The sequence below is a fragment of the Nonomuraea sp. NPDC050202 genome, from assembly GCF_040656115.1.
Lineage (GTDB): Bacteria > Actinomycetota > Actinomycetes > Streptosporangiales > Streptosporangiaceae > Nonomuraea.
This window is the reverse complement of sequence record NZ_JBFALF010000002.1, coordinates 122,846-145,735: the sequence shown is the minus strand read 5'-3', so window position 1 is coordinate 145,735 and position 22,890 is coordinate 122,846. Positions and strand designations below refer to the sequence as shown.

The 22,890-nt window shown below is 70.5% G+C and carries 17 protein-coding genes; 8 read left to right on the top strand and 9 right to left on the bottom strand.

The window, feature by feature from the left end:
• The first annotated feature begins 101 nt into the window (after window positions 1–101).
• Together AB0I79_RS05730 and AB0I79_RS05725 are read left to right on the top strand one after the other, a co-directional pair.
• Entirely contained in the window at window positions 102–530 is a 429-nt protein-coding gene (locus AB0I79_RS05730; RefSeq protein ID WP_357867447.1) for a hypothetical protein, read from the top strand.
• Window positions 531–579: 49 nt separating this feature from the next.
• Window positions 580–1,548 (top strand): TIGR03557 family F420-dependent LLM class oxidoreductase, encoded by a 969-nt coding sequence (locus tag AB0I79_RS05725; protein WP_357867444.1) that lies wholly within the window; start codon window positions 580–582, stop codon window positions 1,546–1,548.
• On the opposite strand, the gene leuS is transcribed toward AB0I79_RS05725, so the two are convergent.
• Complete coding sequence (leuS, locus tag AB0I79_RS05720; protein WP_357867441.1) at window positions 1,549–4,029, bottom strand: leucine--tRNA ligase; 2,481 nt, start codon at window positions 4,027–4,029, stop codon at window positions 1,549–1,551.
• Between the two features lie 438 nt (window positions 4,030–4,467).
• Between leuS and AB0I79_RS05715 the strand changes: the two genes are divergently transcribed.
• Complete coding sequence (locus tag AB0I79_RS05715; protein WP_357867438.1) at window positions 4,468–6,441, top strand: hypothetical protein; 1,974 nt, start codon at window positions 4,468–4,470, stop codon at window positions 6,439–6,441.
• Between the two features lie 11 nt (window positions 6,442–6,452).
• Here AB0I79_RS05715 and AB0I79_RS05710 read toward each other — a convergent pair whose 3' ends face one another.
• Window positions 6,453–7,694: a cytochrome P450 gene (locus AB0I79_RS05710; RefSeq protein WP_357867435.1), complete on the bottom strand. Its 1,242-nt coding sequence runs from the start codon at window positions 7,692–7,694 to the stop codon at window positions 6,453–6,455.
• A gap of 228 nt (window positions 7,695–7,922) precedes the next feature.
• Here AB0I79_RS05710 and AB0I79_RS05705 point away from each other — a divergent pair, with 228 nt between their 5' ends.
• Window positions 7,923–9,116 carry an RNA methyltransferase gene (locus AB0I79_RS05705; RefSeq protein WP_357867432.1) on the top strand — a complete coding sequence of 398 codons (1,194 nt, stop codon included), beginning with the start codon at window positions 7,923–7,925 and terminating at the stop codon, window positions 9,114–9,116.
• A gap of 18 nt (window positions 9,117–9,134) precedes the next feature.
• Here the strand turns inward: AB0I79_RS05705 and AB0I79_RS05700 are convergent, their stop codons facing one another.
• From AB0I79_RS05700 to AB0I79_RS05690, 3 genes are read right to left on the bottom strand one after another with little or no spacing between them, the layout of a single operon-like run.
• A complete protein-coding gene (locus tag AB0I79_RS05700) occupies window positions 9,135–9,974 on the bottom strand; it encodes an alpha/beta hydrolase (RefSeq protein ID WP_357867429.1) in 840 nt (279 codons plus the stop codon).
• A gap of 43 nt (window positions 9,975–10,017) precedes the next feature.
• Window positions 10,018–11,271 (bottom strand): cytochrome P450, encoded by a 1,254-nt coding sequence (locus AB0I79_RS05695; protein WP_357867426.1) that lies wholly within the window; start codon window positions 11,269–11,271, stop codon window positions 10,018–10,020.
• Window positions 11,272–11,302: 31 nt separating this feature from the next.
• Window positions 11,303–12,850, bottom strand: coding sequence for a GMC family oxidoreductase N-terminal domain-containing protein (locus tag AB0I79_RS05690; RefSeq protein WP_357867423.1), 1,548 nt, complete (start codon window positions 12,848–12,850; stop codon window positions 11,303–11,305).
• 151 nt (window positions 12,851–13,001) lie between these two features.
• Here AB0I79_RS05690 and AB0I79_RS05685 point away from each other — a divergent pair, with 151 nt between their 5' ends.
• From AB0I79_RS05685 to AB0I79_RS05670, 4 genes are all read left to right on the top strand, one after another.
• Window positions 13,002–14,537: a long-chain fatty acid--CoA ligase gene (locus AB0I79_RS05685; protein WP_357867420.1), complete on the top strand. Its 1,536-nt coding sequence runs from the start codon at window positions 13,002–13,004 to the stop codon at window positions 14,535–14,537.
• A 224-nt stretch (window positions 14,538–14,761) separates the two neighbouring features.
• Window positions 14,762–15,706, top strand: coding sequence for a phosphotransferase (locus AB0I79_RS05680; RefSeq protein WP_357867417.1), 945 nt, complete (start codon window positions 14,762–14,764; stop codon window positions 15,704–15,706).
• Between the two features lie 151 nt (window positions 15,707–15,857).
• Window positions 15,858–17,156 (top strand): PHB depolymerase family esterase, encoded by a 1,299-nt coding sequence (locus AB0I79_RS05675; protein WP_357867414.1) that lies wholly within the window; start codon window positions 15,858–15,860, stop codon window positions 17,154–17,156.
• Between the two features lie 169 nt (window positions 17,157–17,325).
• Window positions 17,326–17,490 (top strand): hypothetical protein, encoded by a 165-nt coding sequence (locus tag AB0I79_RS05670; protein WP_357867411.1) that lies wholly within the window; start codon window positions 17,326–17,328, stop codon window positions 17,488–17,490.
• A gap of 94 nt (window positions 17,491–17,584) precedes the next feature.
• Here the strand turns inward: AB0I79_RS05670 and AB0I79_RS05665 are convergent, their stop codons facing one another.
• The 4 genes from AB0I79_RS05665 to AB0I79_RS05650 form a co-directional block, all read right to left on the bottom strand.
• Window positions 17,585–18,844, bottom strand: coding sequence for a class I SAM-dependent methyltransferase (locus AB0I79_RS05665; protein ID WP_357867408.1), 1,260 nt, complete (start codon window positions 18,842–18,844; stop codon window positions 17,585–17,587).
• A gap of 8 nt (window positions 18,845–18,852) precedes the next feature.
• Window positions 18,853–20,202, bottom strand: a complete 1,350-nt coding sequence (locus tag AB0I79_RS05660) for an FAD-binding oxidoreductase (protein WP_357869612.1) — start codon at window positions 20,200–20,202, stop codon at window positions 18,853–18,855.
• A gap of 130 nt (window positions 20,203–20,332) precedes the next feature.
• Window positions 20,333–21,316, bottom strand: a complete 984-nt coding sequence (locus tag AB0I79_RS05655) for an NAD(P)-dependent oxidoreductase (RefSeq protein ID WP_357867405.1) — start codon at window positions 21,314–21,316, stop codon at window positions 20,333–20,335.
• A complete protein-coding gene (locus AB0I79_RS05650; protein ID WP_357867402.1) occupies window positions 21,313–22,851 on the bottom strand; it encodes a protein kinase in 1,539 nt (512 codons plus the stop codon). Before AB0I79_RS05650 ends, AB0I79_RS05655 begins: the two co-directional genes overlap by 4 nt.
• Window positions 22,852–22,890 lie beyond the last annotated feature (39 nt).

Genomic DNA, 22,890 nt, shown 5'->3' with positions numbered 1-22,890 from the left:
CCGCGGCACCAAGAGCGGCTCAATAATTCCTCTCCCAGTGGACGGCCCGTTTTGTGGGGGAAGGAGGGTTGAAGCCCGATTTCGGAACCCTGTGAGGAAGCATGAAGATCTTCACCCGCGCGCACCAGCTGCCGCCCCGCCTGGCCGCCGCCGCCGTCATCCTGAACTCGGGCCTGGACCTGATCGAAGCCGACGAGCAGCGGGCCGCCTCCACGCACGGCATGGCGGCCGGCGCCTACCCCTTCCTGCGCCGCATGGACCCGGCACTCTTCACGCGACTGCTGGCCAGGAGCGAGGTCGCCCTCGGCGCGGCCCTGCTGGTGCCGTTCGTGCCGTCGTTGCTGGCCGGGGCGGCGCTGACCGGCTTCGCGGCGGGGCTGATCGGCCTGTACCTGCGGACGCCGGGCATGCACCACGAGGGCAGCGTGCGGCCGTCCCAGCAGGGCATCGGCGTCGTGAAGGACGTCTGGCTGCTGGGCATCGGGCTCGGACTGGTGGTCGAGGAGCTGCGCGATCGCCGCCAACATTGATCTCCGGACTCTGACCGCTAATGTGAGCAAAGTCGGGTAGCCGGGGCGCATGGTACAAATCGGCTACACCTTGATGTCCGAACAGACTCCGGCCCGCGAGCTGGTCGACTACGCCGCCGCCGCCGAACGGATCGGCTTCGACTACGCCGTCATCTCCGACCACTACTTCCCGTGGGTGGAGGAGATGGGGCACTCGCCCTACTGCTGGTCGGTGCTCGGCGCCGCGGCGCAGGTCACCGAGCGGCTGCCGCTGATGACGTACGTGACCTGCCCCATCATGCGCTACCACCCGGCGGTGGTGGCGCAGAAGGCGGCCACGATGGGCGTGCTGAGCCAGGGCAGGTTCACCCTGGGCCTGGGCGCGGGCGAGAACCTCAACGAGCACGTCATCGGCGAGGGCTGGCCGCCCGTGGACACCAGGCACCGGATGTTCGCCGAGGCCGTCCAGATCATCAGGAAGCTCTTCAGCGGCGAGTACGTCACCCACCAGGGCGAGTTCTTCGACGTGGACTCGGCCAAGCTGTACGACCTGCCCGAGCAGCCCGTCCCCATCGGCATCGCCGCCTCCGGCGGCCAGTCGGCCGAGCTGGCCGCGGAGTACGGCGACGTGCTGGTCATCAACGACCCGATGCCCGAGGTGGTGCAGCAGTTCAACGCCGCGGGCGGCGCCGGCAGGCCGGTGTACGGCCAGCTCGCCCTCGCCTACGACACCGACGCCGAGGCCGCCAAGCAGCGCGCGCACAAGCTGTGGCGCTGGTCGAGCGTCGGCGGCTGGAAGGTCATGGCCGAGCTGCCGGGGCCGGTGAACTTCGCCGCCGCGGCCGGCACGGTCCGCCCCGAGGACGTGGCGCAGAGCGTGCCGTGCGGCAGCGACGTGGACGCCGTCGTGCAGGGCGTCAAGAAGTTCGCCGACGCCGGGTACACGCACGTGGCGCTCGTCCAGATCGGGCACGACCAGCAGCAGCCGTTCTTCGACTGGGCGGAGAAGGAGCTGCTGCCGGCCCTGCGCTCCCTGTGATCAGGGGACGATGTTGACCAGCTTCGGCGCCCTGACGATCACCTTGCGGGGCATGCCCTGCACGTAGGGGGCGATCTTCTCCGAGGCCAGCGCCAGCGCGCGCAGCTCGTCCTCGCTGATGTCGGGCGAGACCTCCAGGCGGTCGCGCACCTTGCCCGCCACCTGCACCACGCACGTGACCGACTCCTGCACCAGCAGCGCGGGGTCGGCCGCCGGCCATCCGGCGAACGCGACGGACCCGGTGCGGCCCAGCCGCTCCCAGCCCTCCTCGGCGGTGTACGGCGCCACCAGCGACAGCAGGATCGCCAGCGTCTCGGCTGCCTCGCGCACCGCCGGGTCGGCGGCGCCCGGTCCCGAGTCGATGGCCTTGCGCGCGGCGGAGGTCAGCTCCATCATGCGCGCCACCGCCACGTTGAAGCGCTGGCCCTCGACCAGCTTGGTGACCTCGTCGATCGTGTGGTGCGTCACCTTGCGCAGCTCGACGTCACCGCCGTCGAACGCGGCGCCCGGCTCGCTGGCCACCTCCGACATCACGCGCAGCGCGCGGGCCAGGAACTTCTGCGAGGCGGCCGGCGAGACGTCGGCCCAGTCGATGTCGTCCTCGGGCGGCCCGGCGAACACCATGGTCAGGCGGACGGCGTCGACGCCGAAGTCGTCGATCTGCCGGCCCAGGTCCACGCCGTTGCCCAGGGACTTCGACATGGCCTTGCCGCCGTTGATCACCTGGCCCTGGTTCAGCATGCGCAGGAACGGCTCGGTGAAGTCCACCATGCCCATGTCGTGCAGGACCTTGGTGAAGAAGCGCGAGTACAGCAGGTGCAGCACCGCGTGCTCGATGCCGCCGACGTACTGGTCGATCGGGCCCCACTTGCGCACCTGCTCGGGGTCGAACGGGCCGTCGGTGTAGCCCGGCGAGCAGTAGCGCAGGAAGTACCACGAGGAGTCGACGAAGGTGTCCATCGTGTCGGTGTCGCGCTTGGCGGGGCCGGCGCACTTCGGGCACTCGACGTTGACCCAGTCGGTGGCGCTGGCCAGCGGCGACACGCCCTTGGGCGCCAGCGCCTCGCCGCGCAGGTCGGGCAGCGTGACCGGCAGCTGCTCGTCGGGGACGGGCACCTCGCCGCAGTCGGGGCAGTGGATGATCGGGATCGGCGTGCCCCAGTAACGCTGGCGGGACAGCAGCCAGTCGCGCAGCCGGAAGTTGACCGCGCCGGTGCCCCTGCCCTGCTTCTCCAGGATCTCGATGATCTTGGCGATGGCCTCGGCCTTGGTCAGGCCGTCCAGCGGGCCGGAGTTGACCAGCGTGCCCTCGCCGGGCGTGGCCTCGCCGGTCTCGCCCGGGTCGGCCAGGCCGGTGTGCACGACGACCTTCACCGGCAGGTCGAACCTGCGCGCGAAGTCCAGGTCGCGCTGGTCGTGCGCGGGCACGGCCATGATGGCGCCGTGGCCGTAGTCGGACAGCACGTAGTCGGCCGCCCAGACCGGGATGCGCTCGCCGTTGACCGGGTTGATCGCGTGGCGGCCCAGGAAGACGCCGGTCTTCTCCTTGTCGGTGGCCAGCCGCTCGATGTCGCTCAGCTTGGCGACCTCGGCGCGGTAGGCCTCGAACGCCGGGCGCTGCTCGTCGGTGACGATCTCCTCGGCCAGCGCGGCGTCGGCGGCGACGACGAAGAACGTGGCGCCGTACAGCGTGTCGGGGCGCGTGGTGTAGACGTGGACCGGCTCCTCGCGGCCCTCGATCTCGAACAGCACGTCGGCGCCCTCGGAGCGGCCGATCCAGTTGCGCTGCATGGTCAGCAGCCGCTCGGGCCAGCCGATCAGCTGCTCCATGTCGTCCAGCAGGCGCTGCGCGTAGTCAGTGATCTTGAAGTACCACTGCGTCAGCTCGCGGCGGATGACGTCGGCGCCGCAGCGCTCGCACTTGCCGGCCACGACCTGTTCGTTGGCCAGCACGGTCTGGTCGTTGGGGCACCAGTTGACCAGGCCGCCCTTGCGGTAGGCCAGGCCCCGCTCGAAGAAGCGGTTGAACAGCCACTGGTTCCAGCGGAAGTAGTCGGGGTCGCTGGTGTGCAGGCGGCGCGACCAGTCGAAGGAGATCCCGTAGCGCCGGAACGAGGTGGCCTGCGTCTCGATGTTGGCGTAGGTCCACTCGGCGGGGTGGGCGTTGCGCTTGATCGCGGCGTTCTCCGCGGGCAGGCCGAAGGAGTCCCAGCCGATCGGGTGCAGGACGTTGTAACCCTTCTGCATCCAGTAGCGCGCGATGACGTCGCCCAGGGCGAACACCTCACCGTGGCCCATGTGCAGGTCGCCGGAAGGGTAGGGGAACATGTCGAGCATGTAGCGGCGCTCGCGCTGGTCTGCCGGGTCCTCGCCGGCCCGGAAGGTCTCTTGCTCCTCCCATCGCTGCTGCCACTTGGCCTGCAGCGCCTGCGGATCGTACTCACTCACGGCTACTGTCCTTCTGGCTTGATGCGGACCCATAAGAAAACCCCTCGTGCACACAACGAGGGGTGGAGCCGCGACGGCAGAGATCTTCTAGGGCCGTCGCGGCCCGCTAAGAAGCAGGGTCGCGGAACGCATGTGTCAAGCCTAGCGCACCTCTTCGGCTGAATGCAGGCTATGGATCGAGCTCCGAAGGCAGAATGGACCCTTCAGGTCCGGCGAGACCTGATGGTGATGTATCCGTTGTGACCTCATTCGTCCCAGAAGAATAGCCTTGTCGCCGTGGTATACCCAGCTGAGCCTGTTCGACCGGAGGGTGACCTGCCGCTGCAGGATCCGCCCACCGATCCGCATGGCTTCCCTCGTTTCGCTGCGGAACCACCTGCATCTCCTGGAAAATCCCATGAGATCATGCGTGAGACGTCAAATCCGGATATAACGGGACATCCGGACACAACCTCGGGAGGGCCGGCAGCCATGGCAACGGAGAATTCCGGACCTCATCTGCCATCCTCCTGGCCGGAGCCGCCACGCCGTGAGCCCGGCTGGAGCGAGTCCCCCTCCGAGGTTCCCACCTCCTGGCCCAGCGCGCCCGCCGCCGAGGTCCCCACCTCCTGGCCGGAGACCCCGCGGCCGGCCCACCCCGAGCCGTCCTGGCCGGAGCCGCCGCGCAAGGACCCGTCCTGGCCAGAACCGCCGGGCGCCTCCCGCCCCGGTCCCGGCCCTTCCCACCAGGCTCCCCCCGGGCCGTCGCAGGGCGCCTCCTGGCCCGAGCCGCCCCGGCAGGAGCCTGGCCGGCCCGACGCCGCCGCGCCCACGTCCTGGCCCGACAACGCCTCCTCCCCCGACGTGCGCATGTCGTGGCCGGAGAACACCTCCTCGCCCGACGTACGTACGTCATGGCCCGAGAGCGCCTCCTCCCCCGACGTACGCATGTCGTGGTCCGAGAACGCCTCCTCGCCCGACGTGCGGAACCCGTGGCCGGACAACGCGTCGTCGCCGAACGTGCGGACCTCCTGGCCGGAGAACGCCTCCTCGCCCGACGTGCGCGCCGCCTGGCAGGACGGGCCGCCGCCGCAGAGCACAGCGGGCCCCGCCGCCTGGCCCGAGGTGTCGTCGAAAGGCGCCCCGCCCCCCTCCGCGCAGGCACCGGGCGCGCCAGGGCCCGGCTCGCCACCGCCCGGCCGGCCCGCCGACCCGGTTCCCGCGTGGGCGCAGCCGCCCACGCCGTCCGCCGACGCCTGGTCCAACCTGTCCAGTCCCGCCCCGTGGCCTCCGGCCGACCGTCCGGCACCCGCCGAGCCGGGAGCCGAGCGCACCGCGGTCTACAACAACGCCGGCCCCCCGCCGCCCGCCGCCCACCCGGCGGACGAGCGTACGGTCACCTACGCCCAGCACACCCAGAACCTCCTGAACGATCGCGCGGTGCCCTCCACCCCCATGGACTCAGCTCAGCCTCACACCGACACCCCCCTCGGCACGCCCCCCGGCGGACCTGCTGGCACGCCCCCCGGCACGCCTCAGGGCCCGCCCTCCGCCGAAGACCACCCCGGCCGCCCGGGCTCCAACCTGAGCCGCGACCCGTCCGACCCGGAGAACAGGTTCGTCACGGCCGGCCAGATCAGCGGCTCCCGCACCCCGCCGCCCGAGCGCCAGCAGGAGCTCTGGAACACCGTCTTCGGCGACAACTACCAGTCCATGGGCGACCAGGACGGCCTGGAGGACGAGGAGCCGGGCAAGCCCATCTGGATCTACGCGCTCGGCGGCTCCGTGGCGGTCGCGCTGGTGGCCGCGCTGCTGTGGGCGTTCCTGTGGGGCCCGCTGGCGGGCGACGACGCGCCGTCCAGCGCGAGCCTCGCCGCCGAGCAGTCCGCCTCGTCCCCGCCCAAGGCGACCGCCACCAAGGCCTCGACCTCGATCGGACCGCTGCCGAAGTACACCGGCAAGGCCTCGCCGGTCATCGGCCGGGTGCCCGACGCCGAAGCCCGGATCTCGGTCCCGCGCCTCGGCGGCACCTGGCAGCTCGACCAGCGTGCCACGGTGAAGGGCACGTACGGCTTCAACACCCGCCAGTACGTGCAGGTGGCGCCCGAGCGGTACGCGACCGTCATGTCGGGGCCGCTGTCGCCCCGGTTGTCCTCCTACTACGAGGCGGACAACCTGGAGCCGGTGATCAAGCAGGTCGTGCTGAGCGCCCGGCGCAGCTTCTTCCCCGACGGCAACAAGGTCCGCAAGATCGCCCAGCAGCCGATCAAGGTGGGCGACCAGACGGGACGGCTGATCGCGTACTCGCTGACGTCGGACACCGAGAAGGCCACGATCGTGACCATGGCCGTCAACACCGGCGCCGAGGTCCCGGCCATCGTCTACATCTCGATCCCGTCGGAGAGCAAGCAGCTCCTGCCCGACGTCCGCACGGTGATGAACCAGATCCGCCTGACCACCCAGTAGCAGGAGGAGGTCTAGAAGGCGCACTCCATGTGCTTGATCCCGTTGATGAAGCTGGAGTGCAGCCGATCGGGCTTGCCGACCTCGATCCGCGGGACCCGCCGCAGCAGCTCGCGGAACATCACCGTGATCTCCCGCCGGGCCAGATGGGCCCCCAGGCAGAAGTGCGGGCCGGGGCCGCCGTAGCCGACGTGCGGGTTGGGGTGGCGGGTGATGTCGAAGCGCAGCGGGTCGTCGAACACGGCCGCGTCCCTGTTGGCGGCCCAGTAGAACAGCACGACCTTCTGCCCCTTGCGGTAGAGGTGCCCGTTCATCTCGAAGTCCCTGGTGGCCTTGCGGCGCATGAAGTTCACCGGGGAGGCCAGCCGGACGATCTCCTCGACGGCCCCGGGCGCGCGGCCGTCGACGTCCTCCAGCCACAGCGCGCGCTGGTCCGGGTTCTTGGTGAGCAGGCGCATGCCGTACGAGATGGCGTTGCGCGTGGTCTCGTTGCCCGCCACGACCAGCAGGATGAAGAACGAGCCGAGCTCCTGCATGGTCAGCCGCTCGCCGTCGAGGTTGGCGTTGACCAGCGAGGAGGTGAGGTCGCCCGTCGGGTTGTCGGCGCGGTGGGCGGCCAGGTCCTGGACGAGCTGCTGCAGCTCCATGCCCGCGTTGAGCAGGCGCTCGGCGAGCTGGGTGAGGTCGTCGCCGGTGTACTCGGGGTCGAAGCCGCCCAGGATGATGTTGGAGCGGTCGAAGACGAACTGGTAGTCGCGCTCCGGGATGCCCATCATGTCGCAGATGATCTTCAGGGGCAGCCGCGCGGCCACCTCGGTCACGAAGTCGCAGCCGGGGCCCTTGGCGAGGAGGTCGTCGACGATGCCGACGGCCGCCGCCTCCACGTCCGACTCGAACTGTTTGATCATCTTGGGGGTGAAGGCGCGGGAGACGATCCTGCGCAGCCGGGCGTGGCGCGGGTCGTCCATGTTGATCATGGAGCCGAAGTACTCGGCGAACTCCGCGGGCATGTCGGGGATGTTCGTCGCACCGCCGTCGCCCGAGCAGAACACCTCGGGGTTGCGGCTGGCCTCGAGGATGTCGGCGTGCTTGACCAGCGCGTAGTAGCCCGGCCCCTTGGGCATGTAGGTCATCTCCGATTCCTCGAAGAAGGCCGGGGCGTCGAGCGAGCGCAGCCGCTCGAACGCCTCCTCGCGCTCGCTCATGGGCTTGGCCCAGAAGTCGCGGTCCGACAGATCGAAGTCCAGGACGCTCATGAGGCCATCATTCGAAAAGCGGCCACTTACGTCAATGGGTTGGACGTACACCGTACGTACGTGGCGCGGAAAAATCTGTGGCTCGGCGTGCGCCGGAGGTCCTAGGCTCGGCCCCATGTTCTTCTTCCGACGTTAGCGATCCGCCGGCGGGTCGCGGACGACCCACCGCCGGCGATGCGGGACGGCTGAGCGACCGCCGTCCCGGGTCGCGACGTGGGAGAAAGACAGTTGCATACCTTTGCCGTGGCCAGGGCCGTGCGTGGCATCGAGCCCCTGGTGGCCATGGAGATCCGGCGTTCACGCACGGGCGTGGTGCGCGGGGTGCGCCATCGCGAGGTGTGGTTCGAGGCCCGGCCTGAGGCCGACCTGCTCGGGTTGCGTACGGCCGACGACGTGCTGCTGGCCGCGGCCGTCGTGGACGGGATCGGCTCAGGCCGCTCCGCGCTGCTCCGGCTGGCGCGGGCGGCGCGCGAGGTGGACCCCCGGCTGATGGGCGCCCCCGGGAGCGGGGTGGAGGTGTCGGCGTCGTTCGTGGGGCGGCGCAACTACACCAGGTTCGAGATCGAGGACGCGGTGGGGGCCGAGCTGGCGCGGCCGCTGCGGGTGCCGTACCACTCCAGGCGGGACGGCCGGCGGCCACCGGCGGGCGCGAGGTCGTGGCGGGTCACGATCGAGGACGATCAGGCGGTCATCGCGGTACGGGTGGCGGCGCGGCCGTTGCACCGGCGGGCGTACAAGACGGCCTCGATCCGGGGCACGCTGCATCCGCCCGTGGCCGCCGCCATGGCGCAGCTCGCCCGGCTCGACGGGGCCGGCACGGTGCTCGACCCCTGCTGCGGCGCGGGCACCACCTTGATCGAGGCCCGCGCGCTGGCGGGCGAGGGCGCGGGCCCTGCGGGGGTGCGGTTCCTGGGCATCGACCACGACCCCGCCGCCGTGACAGCCGCCACCGCCAACACCCGCGCCGCCGCCCTCACCGCACCCGGCCTGCCCACCTCGCCCGATCTGCCCACCTCGCTCGATCTGCCCGGCACACCCGTTCCACCCAGCCTGCCCACCGCACCCAGCGCGACCGGTCTGCCCGGCGCGCCCAGGGCGGAGGCCGCGGGTGGCGCGGGCGCAGGGGCCGCTGGGATGCCGGTCGCGTGGGCGGTGGCCGACGGCGGGCGGATCCCGGTGGGTGACGGCTGCGCGGACCGGGTGTTGGTGAACCCGCCGTGGGGACGCCAGGTGCCGCCCGCGGGCCGGCTCTCCCGCGGCCTGGCCCCGCTGTGGCGGGAGGTGCGGCGGGTCCTGGCTCCGGACGGGCTGGCCGTGGCGCTGGTGCACGACGGGATCCCGCCCGGGTTCACGGTGGAGGAGGCGGTCGAGGTGAGCCTGTCGGGGCAGCACCCGCTGATCGCCGTGCTGAGGCCCCGCTGATCAGGAGGCCCCGGCTGATCAGGAGGCCGGGCCGAGCCAATCCAGGATGAGCCGGTTGACCTCGGCGGGCCGTTCCAGGTGGAGGAAGTGCCCGGCGCCCGCCACCTGCTCGGCCCGCGACCCCTCGGGCAGGTGCTCCAGCGCGCCCTTGGCCAGGTCGGCGCTCAAGCACCCGTCCTGCGCCCCGTGCAGGTAGAGCACGGGGCCCGTGACCCCGCCCTCGACGGCCGGGTAGCGGCCGGAGGGCGGCGTGGTGCCGAGCATGGCGCGGTAGTAGCCGATGGCCGCGCTCAGGTTCGCGGGGTCGCCGAGGCTGCGCCGGACGAACTCCAGGTCCTCGCTCGCGTCGTACCCGGGCGACCAGTCGCGCCAGAGGTTGTCGAGGAAGCCGGGCGTGGCGGCGGCCGTCTCGGCCAGCGGGGTCTGGAACAGGAAGATGTAGAACGAGCGCTTGAGCTGCTCGTAGTCGAAGAAGGAGCCCGCCAGCGAGCCGGGCGGCGGCACGGCGAGCGTGACGGCCCGCCGGAAGCGCCCGGCGGTGACGTAGGCGGGGAAGGCGCCCCAGTCGTGCCCGATGACGACGGCGTCGTCCCCGCCGCCGAGCTCCTCGTGCAGCGCGCGCACGTCGGCGACCAGCGCGGCTTCCTCGTAGGCGCCGTCGGCGGGGACCTCGGTGGGCGCGTAGCCGCGCAGGAAGGGCGCGACCGCGCGGTAGCCGCGCTCGGCCAGCGCGGGCATCAGGTGCCGCCAGGTGTGCGCGGTGTCGGGGAAGCCGTGCAGGCACAGCGCCAGCGGCCCCTCCCCCAACGATAGATACGCGAACTCCACCCCATTGGCGTGGATAGTCCTGATCTCCATGACTGCGAAACCTAGCACGCCGGATCTTCCGTCACCGGACATCTCAGAACGCCCACCTCAGATGCTTGACGCCGTTGATGAAGTTGGACAGCAGGAAGTCGGGCTCCCCCACCGCCCTGACCTCCGGCAGCCGGGTGAACAGCTCGCGGAACATCACGGTCATCTCCCTGCGGGCCAGGTGCGCGCCCAGGCAGTAGTGCGGCCCGGGGCCGCCGAAGCCGACGTGCGGGTTGGGGTCGCGGGTGATGTCGAAGGTGTCGGGGTCACGGAAGACCGACTCGTCGCGGTTGGCCGAGTTGTAGAAGAGCAGCACCTTGTCGCCCTTCCGGTACGCCGTGCCGTTCAGCTCGTGGTCCCGCGTCAGCGTGCGGCGGAACTGGATCACCGGCGTGGCGTAGCGGACGATCTCGTCGCAGGCTCCGGCGACGCGCCCGTCGTAGTCCGCCAGCAGCAGCTCGCGCTGCTCGGGGTGGTCGGTGAAGAGCTTGAGCCCGTACGCGATCGCGTTGCGCGTGGTCTCGCTGCCCGCCACCACCAGCAGGATGAAGAACGAGCCGAGCTGCTGGGAGGTGAGCCGCTCCTCCCCGTTGACCAGCAGGCTGACCAGGTCGCCCGTGGGCCGCCTGCGCCGCTCGTCGCCGAGGCGGGCGGCCAGCCGGTTGAGCGAGTAGCCGGCGTGCAGCAGCCTGACCAGGCCGCGGGCGACGTTGACGCGGCTGAAATCGGGCGAGAGGCCGGTGTACTCGGGGTCGGCGTTGCCGAGGATGACGTTCGTCCGCCGCAGCACCATGTCATGAAATTTCGCGGGGATGCCCATCATGTCGCAGATGACCCGGACGGGGAGCTTGGCGGCCACCTGGGTGACGAAGTCGCCGGGCCCCTCCTCGATCGCCCGGTCCACGATCTCGGCGGCGGCCCGCGCCAGGTCCTCCTCCATCTTCGACAGGATGCGCGGCGTGAACGCCCGCGACACGATGCGCCGCAGCCGCGCGTGCCGCGGATCGTCCATGTTGATCATCGAGCCGAAGTACACGCTCAGCCACCGCGGCATGTCGGGGATGCTGTTGGAGCACGGCTCGCTGCTGAACACGGCCGCGTTCCTGCTGGCCTCGGTCACGTCGGCGTGGCGCACCAGGGCGTGGTAGCCAGGGCCGCCACCGATGAACGGCACCGCCTGCTCCGGCACGAACACCGGGTGCTCCAGCTCGCGCAGCTTGCGGAAGGCCTCCATGCGCTCGGCCTGCGGCCGCCCCCAGAACGGGATCTGCGACAGGTCGAGGTCCGCCGGCAGAGTCATACCGTCGAGACTACGCAAGTGACCACTTACGTCAAGCCTTGCTCGCCCTGACCAGGTCGGCCCCCTTCTCGCCGATCATGATGGCGGGGGCGTGGGTGTGGCCGCGGTTCAGCGTCGGCATGATCGACACGTCGGCCACCCTGAGGCCTTCGACGCCGCGCACGCGCAGCTCCGGGTCCACGACCGAGCCCTCGTCGGTGCCCATGCGGCAGCTTCCGACGGGGTGGTAGAGCGTCTCGCCGCGCTCGCGTACCCACTGGGCCAGCTCCTCGTCGCTCTCCGGCCCCCAGTACGGCGCCATCGGCCCGCCCGCGTACGGCTTCATCGCGGTCGTGGCGAACACGTGCTTGGCCGCCTTCAGCCCCTCGACCATGCGCTTGACGTCCGCCTCCGCCGTCAGGTAGCCGGGGTCGATCACCACGTCCCTGCCGCTCAGCCCGATCCTGCCGCGGCTCTCCGGCTGCAGCAGCACGACCCCGACGGTGAGCCCGTGGCCGGTCGGCGGCGTCAGCCCGTGGTCCACGAACGGCACCGGCGCGAAGATCAGCTCGATGTCGGGCGCGGGCTCCTCCGGCGAGGTCTTGATGAACGCCACGGCCTCCCCGACGTTCGTGGTGAGCATGCCGGAGCGCAGCACGATGTAGCGCAGCAGGTTCACCAGCGACTCGGCCTTGGTCAGCGTCACCGGCTGCTTGCACTCGACGAACACGCCGCTCGACAGGTGGTCCTGCAGGTTCTTGCCGACCTCGGGCAGCTCGTGCACGATCGGCACCCCGGCGTCGCGCAGCTCGTCGGGCGCGCCCACGCCGGAGCGCAGCAGCAGGTACGGCGAGCCGATCGTGCCCGCCGCCAGGATGACCTCCAGCCTGGCCTTGATCGGGGCGCCGCCGCTGTGCTCGATGCCCGTCGCGCGCCGGCCGTCGAACGTCACCCTGTCCACGGTGGTGTTCGTGATCACGTGCAGGTTGGGCCGGGACAGGGCCGGGCGCAGGTACGCGTCGGCGGAGCTCCACCTCCTGCCCCGGTTCTGGGTGACGGGAGTGGGGCAGTAGCCCTCGTTGCTGCGGCCGTTCAGCTCGGTCAGGCGGGTGTAGCCCAGTTCCTCGCACGCCTTCAGGAAGACGCCGGTGGTGACGTTGGGGCTGCGCAGCTCGGAGATGTAGAGGGGGCCGCCGGTGCCGTAGACGCCGCCCTGGTTGCTGCCGATGCGGCGCTCGGCCTTGGTGAAGTAGGGCAGCACGTCGTCGTAGGCCCAGCCGGGCACGCCCCACTGGTCGTAGTCCTGCTGGCAGCCGCGTACCCACATCTGGGCGTTGAGCGAGGACGAGCCGCCCAGCACCCGGCCACGGGGCCAGTAGAGCTCGCGGCCGGACATCTCGCTCTGTTTGGCCGTCTGGTAGGCCCAGTCGTACTCGGTCTTGAACAGCTTGGCGAAGCCGGCCGGCATGCGGATCTCGAGCTTGTCGTCCTTCCCGCCCGCCTCGACCAGCGCCACCGATATGCCGGGGTCCTCCGACAACCTGCTGGCCAGCACGCAGCCGGCCGAGCCCGCCCCGACGATCACATAGTCGAACTCCATGACACCCCTCCAAGGGGTAAATAACTTCCTACTTGCTTACTTCACGCGGGCCCGGCGCGTCCATATGCACTTGTGACCTGAGTTACCTACCAGTCGGTATGCAGGTCCTGCGAAGATGGCGCCGAAGCCGTTCTAGAGGGAGGAAGGCGTCATGCTCAACCTGTCGATCGTCCTGGAGGACAGCGCCAGGAACACCCCGGATGGCACCGCGATCGTCTTCGGCGACATGCGGCTGCCGTTCTCCATGATCGACACCGTAGCGAACCAGGTTGCGAACCTGTTGGTGACACGCGGCATCGGCAAGGGCGACAAGGTCGCGCTGGCCTGCCCGAACCTGCCGTATTTCCCGTTCGTCTACTACGGCATCCTGAAGGCCGGCGCGACGGTGGTGCCGCTCAACGTCCTCCTCCAGCCGCGTGAGATCGCCTACCACCTCGACGACAGCGACGCCAAGGCGCTGTTCTGCTTCGAGGGCACGCCGGAGCTGCCGCTGGGCGAGCGCGGCAAGGCCGGCTTCGAGGCCGCCGAGGGCTGCGAGCACTTCTTCGTGCTGCCCGCCACGCCGCTGGCGACCGAGTCGGAGTACGGCGAGTCGTTCTGGGCGGCGCTCGGCGGGATGGCGAGCGAGTTCGAGACCGTGCAGACCGCGCCCGACGACACCGCGGTGATCCTCTACACCTCGGGCACCACCGGCCAGCCCAAGGGCGCCGAGCTCACCCACCAGAACATGCTGATGAACGCCATCATCAGCGACCGCATGTTCCCCCGCACCGAGGGCGGCGACACGTACCTGGCGGTGCTGCCGCTGTTCCACTCCTTCGGCCAGACGACCGTCATGAACACCGGCTTCCTGCGCGGCTCCACGGTCGTGCTGATGCCGCGCTTCGAGCCGGGCGAGGCGCTCGCGCTCATGGCGAAGGAGGGGGTCACGTACTTCGCGGGCGTGCCCACCATGTACTGGGCCCTGCTCACGAAGATCCACAGCGAGGGCGCCGAGGTGCCGCGCTCGCTGAAGGTGGCCGTCGCCGGCGGCGCGTCCTCGCCGGTCGAGGTGCTCAGGGACTTCGAGGAGACGTTCGGCATCGGCATCCTGGAGGGCTACGGGCTCTCGGAAACCTCGCCGGTGGCCTGCTTCAACCAGCTCGGCAAGCCCGCCAAGCCCGGCACGATCGGCACCCCCATCTGGGGCGTGGAGATGAAGCTGGTCGACGGCGACTGGAAGACGATCGAGGGCGAGGGCCCCGGCGAGATCGCCATCCGCGGCCACAACGTCATGAAGGGCTACTACGGCCGGCCGGAGGCCACGGCCGAGGTGATGAAGGACGGCTGGTTCCGCACGGGCGACATCGCCACGCGGGACGCCGACGGTTACTACGCCATCATCGACCGGGCCAAGGACATGGTCATCCGGGGCGGGTTCAACGTCTACCCGCGCGAGGTCGAAGAGGTCCTCATGACGCACGAGGCCGTGTCGCTGGCCGCCGTCGTCGGCGTCCCGCACGACTCGCACGGCGAGGAGGTCAAGGCGTACGTCATCCGCACGCCCGGCGCCACGATCACCGAGGACGAGCTGGTCGCGTGGGCCAAGGAGAACCTGGCGGCCTACAAGTACCCGAGGATCGTCGAGTTCCGCGACTCCCTGCCGATGACGGCCACGGGCAAGATCCTCAAGCGCGAGCTCCGGTAACCTGATCTTCGTCGAGGCGCGGGCGCACTCGTCCGCGCCTCTCGCTTTTCCCGATGGACGCCTTCTTCTCCCGTGTACGCGACCGGTTCGCGCTGCCCGAGCCCGCCGAGGAGCTGTGGCACGCCTACCGGGCGCGGCTGGCCACGTCGTGAGCGACGTCGTCGCCGCCATCGCACTGCTTGTCGAGGTGCGGCGCCCCGGCGCGGGCGGGTAGTTTGCCGCGTATGCGTGATCGACCGGATGACTTCGACGAAGAGCTGCTGCGCCCCGCGCTGAACGGGTGGGGGATCGAGGCGGCCACGCTGGACTACGCGCCGGTCGGTTTCGGCGACTTCCACTGGATCGCGACCGCCGGCGGCGGGCGGCGCTGGTTCGTGACGGTGGCGGACGTGCGGCGGCAGACGTACGACGAGCTGCGGCTGGCCATGGAGACGGCGGCGGCGCTGCGCGAGGAGGCGGGCCTGGGCTTCGTCGTCGCCCCGTTGCGCGCCGCCGACGGCAGCACGCTGCGCCGTCTCGACGGCCACCGGTACGCCATGAGCGTGTTCCCGTACGAGCAGGGCACGGGCGGCGACTTCGGCGACGAGCTGTCGCCCGCCGAGCGTGGCCGCGTCATCGACCTGCTGGCCGAGCTGCACACCACCCCGCCGCCGCTGTCCACCCCGGACCGCCCGGTGGCGCTGACCGGCAGGGCGGGGCTGGAGCAGGCGCTCGGCGACACGACCCTGCCCTGGCTCGGCGGTCCCTACTCCGAGCCCGCCCAGGACCTGATCGGCCGCCACGCGGGGATGTTGCGGCGCCGGCTGGCGGAGTTCGACCGCCTGGCGGGCAGGCCGGGCGAGCCGGTGCTCACGCACGGGGAGCCGCACCCGGGCAACCTCCTGCGCGCCGGCGAGCGCCGGTTGCTGATCGACTGGGACACGGTGGGGATGGCCGTGCCGGAGCGGGACCTGTGGCTGGTGGCCAGGGACGAGGATGACCTGGCCCGCTACACGAAGGCGACGGGCCGGGCGGTGGACCACGAGCTGCTGGGGCTGTACCGGCTGCGGTGGGCGCTGAACGACGTGGCGGAGTTCGTGGAGTGGTTCCGCTCGCCGCACGGGCGCACGGCGGACGCCGAGCAGTCGTGGGACGCGCTCACCGGCACGCTGGCGCAACTGGCGCGGTAACCGCCGAAACTTTCATCGATCTCGGCGCTTCCGCCGGATCTCTTCGCAGCTCATCGCCCTGCCGCCGCGTCCGCTCGCACCAGGCATATTGTCACGCCGAAATTTTCTGTGGACACTCGCAATATTTCGGCTGCCCAGCGAGAGGAACTCGATGAAGCTGAGAGCTCGCATAGCAAGCGCCATCATCGCCGCCGCGGCCCTCGTGGCGGCGATCCTGATCACCGCACCCCCGGCCGCGTCCGCCCAGCTCACCGAGGTGACCGGCTTCGGCACGAACCCCACGAACCTGCGCATGCACCTGTACGTCCCCGACGGCGTCGGCGCCAGGCCCGCCCTGCTCGTGGCCGTGCACTACTGCACCGGCTCCGGCCCGGCGTTCCACTCGGGCACCGAGTTCGCCTCGCTGGCCGACCGGCACAAGTTCATCGTCGTCTACCCGTCGGCGACCAGGAGCGGGTCCTGCTTCGACGTCTCCTCGCCGCAGGCGCTCACGCACAACGGCGGCAGCGACCCCGTGGGCATCGTCTCCATGGTCAGGTACGTGCAGCAGCGCCACAACGCCGACCCCGAGCGCACGTACGTGACCGGCGCCTCCTCCGGCGGCATGATGACCAACGTGCTGATCGGCGCGTACCCGGACGTGTTCAAGGCGGGGGCGTCCTTCATGGGCGTGCCGTTCGGCTGCTTCGCCACCACCGACGGCTCGAGCTGGAACAGCACCTGCGCCAACGGCCAGCTCGTCAAGACCGCGCAGCAGTGGGGCGATCAGGTACGGGCGGCCTACCCCGGCTACAGCGGGCCGCGCCCGCGCATGCAGATCTGGCACGGCACCGAGGACTCCACGCTGCGCTACCCCAACTTCCAGGAGCAGATCAAGCAGTGGACCAACGTCCACGGCCTGAGCCAGACGCCCAGCCTCACCGACCAGCCCCGCTCCGGCTGGACCAGGACCCGCTACGGCGGCACCGGCACGAAGGCGCCGGTCGAGGCGATCAGCCTGCAGGGCGTGGGCCACAACCTGCCGCAAGGCGGGATGGCGGCCATGGTGATCGACTTCTTCGGCCTCTCCGACGGCGGCACCGAGCCGACCCCCACCATCACGCCCACCATCACTCCCACGGTCACGCCGCCGGCCGGGGACTGCAAGGTCACGTACACGATGAACACCTGGAACACCGGCTTCACGGCCGCGGTCACGATCGCGAACACGAGCACGACCCAGCTCTCCTCCTGGAGCCTGGCCTTCACCCTGCCGGCCGGTCAGAGCGTCACCTCCGTCTGGAACGCCTCGCTCTCCCCCAGCAGCGGCCAGGTGACGGCCAGGAACGTCGGCTACAACGCCACCATCGCCCCGGGCGCGTCGGCCTCGTTCGGCTTCCAGGCCACGCACGGCGGCAACACCGGCAAGCCGCCCGCCTTCACCCTGAACGGCACGGCCTGCACCGTCTGAGATTCTCCCCGGCCGATCGGACCAGCGGTTATTGCGGGGCCGCGAGCCGGTCGGCCGGGGCCCGCCCGCCCTGGAAAGTGCTTCACCTTTACCGCTTACGCGCTTGCCCCGACGCCGACTGTAGCCATACGGTCACTTTAAGCAGTCGGAGAGGGGAAGGAGAGCACACGTGGGCAGGCACGCGAAGCCCCACAACCCCAAGGAGCAGGCGCAGGAGTCCCAGGAGGATTCCGGCGGGGACGAGCATCGCCCGAGCAGGGGCCGGCACGCGAAGGACCGGCAGTGCCGCACGCCGGCCGAGCAGGCGCAGTCCTTGTCCGGGTCGGCGGGGTAGAGACGGAGCTTGCGTCAGCCGCAAGCTCCGTCTCGCCTCACGCGACGGCGCGCGAGGGGTGGGTGCCGGCGGCCCACCTCGCGCGCGGGCGGCGTCAGGGCCAGTCGCGGGCCGGGCGCAGGGGCACGCCGGAGCGGCCGTTCTGGTCCAGCTTCACGCCGAGCACCTGGTGGAGCTGGACCTTGTTGCGTTCGAACCCCACGATGCAGCCCGCCATGTACAGGGCCCACACCCGGGCCGTGCCCATGCCGACCTCCTGGACCGCGTCCTCCCAGTTGGCGTCCAGGTTGTCGCACCAGTGGCGCAGCGTCTTGGCGTAGTGCTCGCGCAGGTTCTCCTCGTGGCGGATCTCGAAGCCGAGGTCCTCCATCTGCCTGATCAGCCAGCCCACCGACTCCAGCTCGCCGTCGGGGAAGACGTAGCGGTTGATGAAACCGCCCTTGTTGAACGTCTTCTCCTTGCCGGTCGGCCGGGTGATGCAGTGGTTGAGGATGCGGCCGCCCGGCTTGAGCTTGCCGTACAGGAACTCGAAGTAGGACGGCACGTTCGCCTTGCCGATGTGCTCGGTCAGGCCGATGGAGCTGACGGCGTCGAAGCCGGACTCCTGAACGTCGCGGTAGTCCATGAAGCGGACCTCGGCCAGGTCCTGCAGGCCGGCGTCGGCGATCGCCTTCTGGGCGTACTCGGCCTGCTGGCGGCTGAGCGTGACGCCGAGCGCCTTGACGCCGTACTCCCTGGCGGCGTGCATGACCATGCTGCCCCAGCCGCAGCCGACGTCGAGCAGGCGCATGCCGGGCTTGAGGCCGAGCTTGCGCGCCACCAGGTCGAACTTGGCGTACTGCGCCTCCTCCAGCGTCGAGTCCTCCGTCGGGAAGCAGGCGCACGTGTAGGCCATGGACGGGCCGAGCACCCACTCGTAGAACCGGTTGGAGACGTCGTAGTGGTGGTGGATGGCCTCGGCGTCGCGCTGCTTGGCGTGGCGGGAGCCGAGCCTGGCCAGCGCGCTCTGGCGTATCTCCTGCGGCGGCGGCGGCACGCGCATGAGGAGCGGCTTGACGCCCAGGGCGCGCACGGCGTCGATCTTCTCGGACGTGGTCAGGTCGTTGGTGGTGATGTTCCACATCCGGTCCAGCAGCGTGTACATGTCGCCGTGGACGTCGATGTGGCCCGAGATGTAGGCCCTGGCCAGCCCCAGCTCCCCCGGTGCCTGGGCCAGGTAGGCCACGGCGATCGGGGATTTCACCTCGATGGCCAGGTCGGCGCCGTCCGGCCCCGCCTTGCTGCCGTCGTACGCCATGAACGAGATGTTCGCGTTCGATCCGACGATCTTCTCAAAGATGGATGCGAGAGCCATCTACTTGCTCACCTTCCCCGTACACACTTTTCGTACAGGTCCAGCAGGCGCCCATTCGGGTCGTATTCCCGCTTGACCGGCCAATAGGCATCGCCGTTGTACAGCTGCCAGAACTGATCACGGGCGTAGAACGAGGTCGAGTAGAGCGACTTGTGCCCATCGAGGTCGTGCACCGCTCCCTCGATGAGCCGGTTGTAGTAACCGTCGAACTGCCCCCGTGGCAGTGGCACCATTCCCCAGAAACCGAAGTTGACGTAGAGCTTGCCCGGCTCGAGCGGGTAGATCGGCCAGCGAGAGCTCGCCCGCAGCGGACACATCCACACCGGTGTCATGCCCACCTTGTCGTGGAAGAACTCCAGGAACTCCGCGCCACGCTCGACCGGCGTCTCGACGTCCTGGATGACCGACTCGCTCACGGGCTGGCCGCGCCACCTGTCGAGGCGGGCCGTCAGGCCGTGCTTGCGGTCGAGCGCCACCAGGCGCCGGTAGACGTCGGAGCGCATCCAGCGGCGCGGCATGAGCGAGCGGACGACCGGCTGCTGCACCCCGAAGGCGCGCGAGCACCAGAACCAGTCGGTGTCCCAGCGCCACAGGTAGTCGCGGACCGTCAGCCAGTCGCGGCTGCGCTGCCTGATCGACTGGTAGTAGATCCGCATCCCCGTGTAGTCGGAGATGTAGGGCGCGCGCTCGGCGAAGCGGCCCAGCGTGAGGTACATCTCCCCGGGTTCGAAGAACACGCCGTCCACGAAGTCGACGCGCTCGCCGTCGTAGACCATGCTGTCGCAGATCTCCTGCATGGCCAGCATGCACTTGCCCGCGTCGGTGAACTTGACGTGGGTCAGGTGCACGTACGGCTGCACCTTGCGCAGCTTGATCTTGATGCGCAACGCGTAGCCGAGCGTGCCGTAGGAGTTGGGGAAGGCGCGGAACAGGTCCCGGTGCTCGTTGTCGTCGCGGGCCACCACGACGCGCCCGTCGCCGGTGAGGATCTCCAGCTCCTCGACCGACTCGTGCGGCAGCCCGTCCCTGAAGCTGGTGGACTCGATGCCGAGCCCGGTCACGGCGCCGCCCAGCGTGATCGTCTTGAGCTGCGGCACCACGTACGGCATGAGCCCGTACGGCAGCGTGGCGTCGACCAGGTGCTCGTACGTCGTCATGCCCTGGACCTCGGCGGTCATGGTCTCGGGATCGACGCTGATGACCTCGTCGAGATCCCTGGCCGAGAGCTTGGCCGTCCTGCCGCCGTCGCGGAACCTGAACAGGTTGGACGTGGCCTTGGCCAGCCGGGGCGCGGCGTCGCCGGGAATCTCGGCGTACGACTGCCTGATCTGCTCTACTGCCCGCCGGTGTGTCGACATCGTCGTCGTCACGAAAGCACCCCCTTGAGCTGGTAGAGATCGTCCGTGAAACCGTATCTCCCACGGGCGACCTCGAACAGACCGGGGTCGTTAAAGACACGAAAACTGTTCATCGTGCCAGGTGAATCCCCTATGCGATAGGCGATTCGGTAAACTTCCTGGAGATCACGGGCGATATGCCGTTCACCACCCCCTCCACCGCGCGGCCCTCGACGGCGGCGGCGAGGTTGTCGAGGACCGCGGTGACCAGGCGCCCGGTCGACTCCGGCGTGACGCCCGCGACGTGCGGGGAGAGCAGCACGTTCGGCAGGTCGCGCAGCGGGTCGCCGGCCGGGAGCGGCTCGACGTCGAAGACGTCCAGCGCGGCGCCGCCGAGGTGGCCGGCGCGCAGCGCCTCGACGAGCGCCCCCTGGTCGACCACGCCTCCTCTGGCCGCGTTGACGAGCAGGGCGCCCTGCTTCATGCGGCGCGGGTCGACCAGGCCGCGGGTCTCGTCCGACAGCGCGATCACGACGATCACCACGTCGCTGCCGGACACGAGCGCGTCGAGGTCCTGGTAGCCGGGGTCCTCGCGCGGCGTGCGGGTCCAGTAGGTCACCTCGCAGCCGAGCGCGCGGAACAGCCGCGCGCACATGGCGCCGATCGGGCCGTAGCCGATCACGCCGGCGCGGCGGCCGCCCAGCTCGTGCGGGAGCAGGCCCTGCTGGGGCCACTCGCCGGCGCGGACGGCCGCGTCGGCCGCGGCCAGCTTGCGCGACAGGGCCAGCGTGGCGGCCAGGCACCACTCCGAGACGGCGCCGGCGCTGACGCCGGGCGTGTTGGCCAGCGGCACCCCGGCCGCGGCCAGGGCGGCCAGGTCGTGACCGTCCACGCCCACCGACGGCTGCTGGACGAACGCCAGCCCGGGCGCCGCCGCCACCGCCTGGGCGTCCATGACGAGCGTGCCCGTCCAGTCGCCGAGCACGATCTCCGCGCCGGGCAGCGCCGCCAGCAGCGCGTCCCTGTCGCGGGACGCCGGCACGCGCAGCGTCACCCGGTCGCCGAGCGGGGCGAGCAGGCGGCGCATGGCCGGCTCGGGGAGCGGCGGGAGGGCGAGCAGGTTCCAGGGGCTCATCCCCCCACAGTAAAGCTGTTGATCACCTGCCGCATCAGTGCCCTGTTGCGCTGCCACTGCTCCTCGGTGACGGTCCACGACAGCACGTACGCGGTGTCGCCGATCGCCACGGCCCGGCGGACCTCGTGGTAGCGGGTGCCCGGCCGGACCCAGCGGGCGTCGTTCACCTCGCCCGCCGTCCAGGAGAACTCCCACTGCACGGCCTTGGCGCCCTGGTGCGTGACCGTCCTGCGGCCGCGGTTGACCACGCTCTGCGCGCTCTGCCGCAGTGTCTCCTGCCCGTCGCGGATGATCTGGTTCGGGTCGAGGTTGGCGTAGACGGCCTCGACGCCGAGGTGGGCGTTGCCGTCCCGGCGGGTCCACTCGGTGTACGCCTCGCCGAGCGCGCCGCGCCAGCCGGTGGGCCGCATGATCGACCAGCCGTCCCGCGACTTCCACGCCCGCACCGCGGGCACGGCCCTGGTCGCGCTGGGCGACGGCGTGGCCGAGGACGTCGTGCTCGGCGTCGGCGCCGCGCTGGGCGAGATCGGCTGGGTCGCGGCGGCCGGCTGGGTGGTGGCGCGCGGCGCCCCCTCGGCCGGTGAGGCGGTCCTGAAGTAGGCGATCGCGCCGCCCGTGAGCACCAGCACCACCGTCGCGGCGGCCGCGAGCAGCGCCCTGCCCGGGCCCTGCCCCTTCTTCTTCTCCGGGACGTCGAGGTCCTGGGCCGGGGGCCTGGCGGCGATGATGTCCGCGAGCAGCCGGTCGGCCTCCTCGGCGTCCACGCGGTCCTGGGGCTCCTTCTGGAGCAGCCCCTTCAGGACCGGGTGCATGATCGGCGGGATCCTGCGGTAGTCGGGCTCCTCGGTGAGCAGCGCGTTGAGCGTGGCCATGGGATCGCCGCGCTCGAACGGCGAGCGGCCCACCATGCACGCGTACAGGGTGGCGCCCAGCGACCACAGGTCGGATTCGGGCCCCGCGTTCTCGGCGCGGACCCGCTCCGGCGCCAGGAAACTCGGCGAGCCGGTCACCATGCCGGTCCTGGTCAGCGAGGCGTCACCCTCGACGGTGGCGATGCCGAAGTCCATCAGCACGGCCCGGCCGTCCTCGGACAGCAGGATGTTGCTCGGCTTGACGTCGCGGTGCAGGATGCCCGCCGCGTGGGCGGTCCGCAGCGCGGACAGCACCTGCCTGCCCAGGTCGGCCGCCTCCCGCACCGGGAGCGCGCCCGTGGTGAGCACCACCTGCTCGACCGTCGGATGGCTGACCAGCTCCATCACGATCCACGGCCGGCCGTCCTCCTCGATCACGTCGTACACGGCGACGACCGAGGGATGGTTGAGCTTGGCCGCGGTACGCGCCTCGCGGGCAGTCCTCAACAGCTGGCGCTCCTGATCGCCAGGCGACATCGTGTCCGGCAGCAGCACCTCCTTGATGGCCACCTGCCGGTTCAGCAAAGTGTCGTGGCCTTCCCAGACCACGCCCATCCCCCCGCGGCCCAGTTCGCGCAGTAACTGGTAGCGCCCTGCGATGAGCCGGTTGCTATGCGAAACCATTTCCTACCCCTGTTGACCACCCGACAGTGGGCAAGTTTC